The following is a 5,092-nucleotide window of genomic DNA, read 5'->3' as shown; positions in this document are numbered from 1 at the left end:
GCGGCGGACGGGAGTTCAAATCTCCTCCCGAAACTTCGGGACTACAAAGGCTTTCAGAAATGGAAGCCTTTTTCTATTTATGGCTTATCTTTCAACAAGATGAGCCAAATCCAAAATCCACCCACCTCTATTTTTAAAAAATTTGGATTCCTAGGTCCTGGATTTATTCTTTCTGCATCAATAGTTGGCTCCGGAGAATTAATCGCAACAACAATTTTAGGTGCTCAGGGTGGATTTATTACCTTTTGGGTAATTCTCCTCAGTTGCCTGATCAAAGTTTCCATCCAATTGGAATTTGGAAAAAATGCAATTGTCTCCGGCAAGCCTTTAATGTTGGAATTTAATCATTTGCCTGGTCCAAGGTTTTCAGGAATAAACTGGACAGTATGCTCCACCTTTCTGTTGACCTTGTTCAAAATCCTTCAACTCGGTGGTATGCTTGGCGGTGCTGCCATTGTACTAAACCTCATTTCCCCTTCCATTCCGGTCGCTTTCTGGATTATATTATTGGGAATAAGTCTTAGCCTTCTGATTTTCAAAAACTACTACTATTTAATTGAGAAGACTTCAATAGTGATGGTTTTTTGTTTTACACTATTCACCATTGTTTCACTGATTGGTATTTTCTTCACTCCGTTTGCATTTTCCGGGTCTGATGTTCTTTCAGGTTTGCGCTTTGAACTACCACCAGAAGTCATATTCGTAGCGATTGGAGCTTTTGGGATAACTGGTGTTGCGAGTGATGAAATCATAGCCTATACCTATTGGTGTCAGGAAAAAGGTTATGCTACCTATACAGGGACAAATGATGGATCCGTGGAATGGAAAAAGCGTGCCCAAGGGTGGATCAAAATCATGTACTTGGATGCATTTCTAGCCATGTTGATATATACTCTAGTCACTGCCGCATTTTATTTGTTGGGCGCGGCGGTACTTCATGGTTCAGAGACTTTGCCAGATGGGATGGAATTGATCAATTCTCTTGCGTCGATTTATACCGAATCTCTAGGTCCAGGCGCTAGGTTTGGCTATCTCATCGGTGCATTTTTCGCTTTGTATTCCAGTGTTTTTGCGACGCTTGCCTACTGGTCGAGACTTTTCCCGGATATTTTTGTACAGTTTGGCTGGATTAGATCGGGAGACAAAAAAAGCAAAGAAAAATGGGTGAAACTATTGGCTTGGTTACTTCCTGTAGTTTGGATCCTCACATTCCTCTTTGTGAAGTTGCCGGGGTTTATGATACTTTCAGGCGGGGTTGTTGGCTCTGTCCTTTTGCTTATTGTGGTTTTTGGGGCTATCAATTTTAGGTTTAAAAATAATAGGCTGGATTTTATCTCAGGTTGGTGGTCTGAGGTATTATTTTGGTTGAGTGTCAGTTCAATTTTGCTGATTTCTATGTATGGGATTATCAAATTGTTTTAAAACAAAAAAGCCTTCCCGAAGGAAGGCTTCCGCAAAATAAGGTGTGCCGACCTTATTTTACTCTTTCAACTACAGCTTTGAATGCCTCTGGGTGGTTCATTGCCAAATCGGCCAAAACCTTGCGGTTAAGTTCGATTTCAGCTTTTTTCAACAGCCCCATCAACTGAGAGTAGGATATACCGTGCATTCTTGCACCGGCATTGATACGCTGAATCCACAAAGCTCTGAATTCTCTTTTCTTTGCTTTACGGTCTCTGTATGCGTACTGAAGACCTTTCTCATACTTGTTTTTAGCTACTGTCCACACGTTTTTACCTCTTCCGAAGTAACCTCTAGTGGCTTTTAGTACCTTTTTTCTTCTTGCTCTTGACGCTACCGCGTTTACTGATCTAGGCATAGTGTTTTGATTTTTGACGCTTGGTGTCCCGATTTACCGGGATCTTTTTTACCAGAGCATCTGGTGAATAAATTAACCTTAATTTTTAAAGAGTTTTTGTGGAAGATCAGATCTTCAACATGTCTCTTACTCTTCCTTCGTCGGACACGTGTACTAGACCTGTTTTGGTCAAGTTGTGCTTACGCTTGGTAGATTTTTTTGTCAGGATGTGGCTTTTGAAAGCGTGTTTCCTTTTGATTTTACCGGTACCCGTTAAGGCAAACCGCTTTTTTGCACTTGATTTGGTTTTTACTTTTGGCATTTTGCTGTATTTAAATTGGTTGAAATTATTTTTTTCCCGGTTTCGGAGCGATGAAGATATTCATTCGCTTACCTTCGAGTTTAGGCATTTGTTCGACTACTCCGTAGTCTTCCAAAGCCTGTGCAAATTTCAACAGAAGCATCTCTCCTCTTTCTTTGAAAACAATGGATCTTCCTACGAAATGCACATAAGCTTTCACTTTGGCACCTTCTTTTAGAAAGCTGATCGCATGTTTCAGTTTGAAGTTGAAGTCATGATCATCTGTGTTAGGTCCGAAACGGATTTCTTTCAAAACAACCTTTGCCGCATTGGCCTTGATTTCCTTCTGCTTTTTCTTCTGCTCATATTTGAATTTGGCATAATCCAAAATCTTACAAACAGGTGGATTGGTAGTCGGCGAAATTTCAACCAGATCCAGCTCATTATCCAAAGCTAGTTTGATTGCCTTTTCAAGTGGCAATACTTCGTTCCCTCCTTCGACGAAATCTCCTACTACTCTTACTTCGCGAGCTCTGATTTTTTGATTTACCTTATATGGTTCTTCTTGTCGACCTCTAGGTGGTTGTCTTTCTCTCAAGTTTTTTCGATTGTTTTTATTGAAATTGACTGCAAATATCGGAATTATTTCTAATTCTAAAAAGCAGAATAAAATATTAGCTGATTACTCCTTGCTCAATGATTGAGAAATAATTCCCTGAAAATAAGCTATAAATTCTGCCGGAGTAAAACTTCCCAAGTCCCCCTGCCCATGTTTTCGAACAGAAACTTTTCCTTCTTCTTGTTCTTTTTCACCCACTATGAGCATGAATGGCACTTTTTTCACTTCTGAATCACGAATCTTTCTCCCAATCTTTTCGTCACGATTGTCTATACTTCCCGTAATACCTGAATCGTCCAGAATGCTTTTTAGTTCTTCAGCATAGCCAATATATTTTTCGGAAATAGGCAGAATATTAATTTGTTCCGGTGCTAGCCATAGCGGAAAATCCCCGGCACAATGCTCGATCAATACGGCAACAAAGCGCTCCAAAGAACCAAAAGGCGCTCTGTGGATCATTACAGGGCGGTGTTTTTGATTATCAGATCCGATGTATTCCAACTGGAATCTTTCTGGCAATTGGTAATCCACTTGGATTGTTCCGAGCTGCCATTTTCTGCCCAAAGCATCTTTGACCATGAAGTCAAGCTTTGGTCCATAGAATGCAGCTTCACCTAGTTCGGTCACTGTTTCCAAACCTTTCTCAGCGGCAGCTTCAATGATCGCCGATTCGGCTTTTTGCCAAGCTTCATCAGTTCCGATATACTTCTCTTTTTTCTCCGGATCTCTCAAAGAAATCTGTGCAGTGTACTCCTCAAAACCCAAGGCTTTAAACACATACAACACCAAGTCGATCACCTTGATGAACTCTTCCTTCACCTGATCAGGTCGACAGAAGATATGCGCATCATCCTGAGTAAAACCTCGAACGCGGGTCAAACCGTGTAATTCTCCACTTTGCTCGTAGCGGTAAACAGTTCCAAACTCTGCGTAACGAATCGGCAGATCTTTATATGATCTTGGCTTATGCTTGTAGATCTCACAATGGTGAGGACAGTTCATTGGCTTCAGCAAGAAAGTCTCGCCTTCATGCGGAGTTGTTATAGGTTGGAAGGAGTCCTTCCCATATTTCTCATAGTGACCGGAAGTCTCATAGAGCACTTTACTTCCAATATGCGGAGTCGTCACCTGCTGATACCCTGACTTGTCTTGAGCTTTTTTCATAAAGCTGATCAGTCGCTCACGCAAAAGGGTTCCTTTTGGAAGCCACAGCGGCAAGCCCATGCCTACTTTCTCAGAGAACGTAAAAAGCTCCAATTCACGACCGATCTTGCGGTGGTCGCGCTTCTTCGCCTCTTCAAGCAAAGTCAAATATTCCTGAAGTTCTTTCGCTTTGGGAAAAGTGACGCCATAGATTCGGGTCAGCATTTTGCGCTTCTCATCCCCTCTCCAATACGCTCCGGCAATATTGGTTAGCTTGACGGCTTTGATAAAACCGGTATTTGGAATGTGCGGTCCTCGGCAAAGGTCTGTGAAGTTGCCTTGCTCATAGAATGTGATCGAACCGTCTTCCAATCCTTCCAACAGGTCAAGCTTGTATTCATCGCCTTTCGCTTTGAAAAATGCGATGGCATCAGCTTTTCCAACTTCTTTACGAATGAAATCAGCTTTTTCACGGGCAAGTTCGATCATTTTCTGCTCGATTTTCTCCAGCTCCTCCCCTTCCAACTTGTGATCTCCAAAGTCCACATCGTAATAGAATCCAGTTTCGATCGGAGGACCGATACCAAATTTGATTCCTGGATAAAGCGCTTCCAAAGCTTCTGCCATCAAGTGAGCAGACGAATGCCAAAAGGTGTTTTTGCCTTCTCCATCATTCCAAGTAAGTAATTGTAGGCTAGCGTCTTCTTGGATTGCTCGTGTGGCATCCCAAACTTGCCCATTGACTTTGGCGGCGAGAACATTTCGTGCTAAACCCTCGCTGATACTTGCAGCAATCTGTAGCCCGGTTGTTCCTTTTTCAAACTCCTTCACGGAGCCATCCGGAAGGGTAATCTTAATGAGTTGTGACATGTGTTTTTGTTTTTTTGCCCATACAAACAGGCAATTGGTTTAAGCTGCAAATATGCACAACCGGCTAGCAAAGGAAAAATTTAGCGGAAGGGAATATGGAAATGATATTTAATTTCTTCTCCTTCAGCTAAAAAGAATGAGGAAAATAAAAAAATCTGTTTTTTTGATTGATTCAAAAAGAGTTAACCCAACTCAAAAACTCTTACCAAAACTTACTCCTGCATGATATGGATTGAAAGACCAATTTCCTCCTGTTCTTGGCGGAAAGTCAATAATTGGCGTATAGCCAACCCTAAAAAAGAATCCACCTTCTGGTTTTTGGTATCGATAACCAATTCTTACAGGAATAAATGCATCAAAA

5 protein-coding genes are annotated in these 5,092 nt (G+C 41.6%); 1 reads left to right on the top strand and 4 read right to left on the bottom strand.

What is annotated here, in order from left to right:
• Positions 1 to 1,422: Nramp family divalent metal transporter (locus tag DK188_RS12990; RefSeq protein WP_317046874.1), on the top strand; the 1,422-nt coding region annotated here is incomplete at its 5' end.
• 52 nt (positions 1,423 to 1,474) lie between these two features.
• Here the strand turns inward: DK188_RS12990 and rplT are convergent.
• The 4 genes from rplT to thrS all read right to left on the bottom strand — a co-directional run bounded on the left by rplT (position 1,475) and on the right by thrS (position 4,731).
• Positions 1,475 to 1,819, bottom strand: coding sequence for a 50S ribosomal protein L20 (rplT, locus tag DK188_RS12985; RefSeq protein ID WP_111671267.1), 345 nt, complete (start codon positions 1,817 to 1,819; stop codon positions 1,475 to 1,477).
• A 106-nt stretch (positions 1,820 to 1,925) separates the two neighbouring features.
• On the bottom strand, positions 1,926 to 2,120 hold the full coding sequence (rpmI, locus tag DK188_RS12980) for a 50S ribosomal protein L35 (protein WP_077350130.1): 195 nt from the start codon (positions 2,118 to 2,120) through the stop codon (positions 1,926 to 1,928).
• A gap of 25 nt (positions 2,121 to 2,145) precedes the next feature.
• Positions 2,146 to 2,697 carry a translation initiation factor IF-3 gene (infC, locus tag DK188_RS12975; RefSeq protein ID WP_111671266.1) on the bottom strand — a complete coding sequence of 184 codons (552 nt, stop codon included), beginning with the start codon at positions 2,695 to 2,697 and terminating at the stop codon, positions 2,146 to 2,148.
• A gap of 84 nt (positions 2,698 to 2,781) precedes the next feature.
• Positions 2,782 to 4,731, bottom strand: coding sequence for a threonine--tRNA ligase (gene thrS, locus DK188_RS12970; protein ID WP_111671265.1), 1,950 nt, complete (start codon positions 4,729 to 4,731; stop codon positions 2,782 to 2,784).
• Positions 4,732 to 5,092: the final 361 nt, after the last annotated feature.

The sequence above is a fragment of the Algoriphagus litoralis genome (assembly GCF_003259255.1).
GTDB classification, from domain to species: domain Bacteria; phylum Bacteroidota; class Bacteroidia; order Cytophagales; family Cyclobacteriaceae; genus Algoriphagus; species Algoriphagus litoralis.
This window is presented reverse-complemented; position numbering and strand designations above follow the sequence as displayed.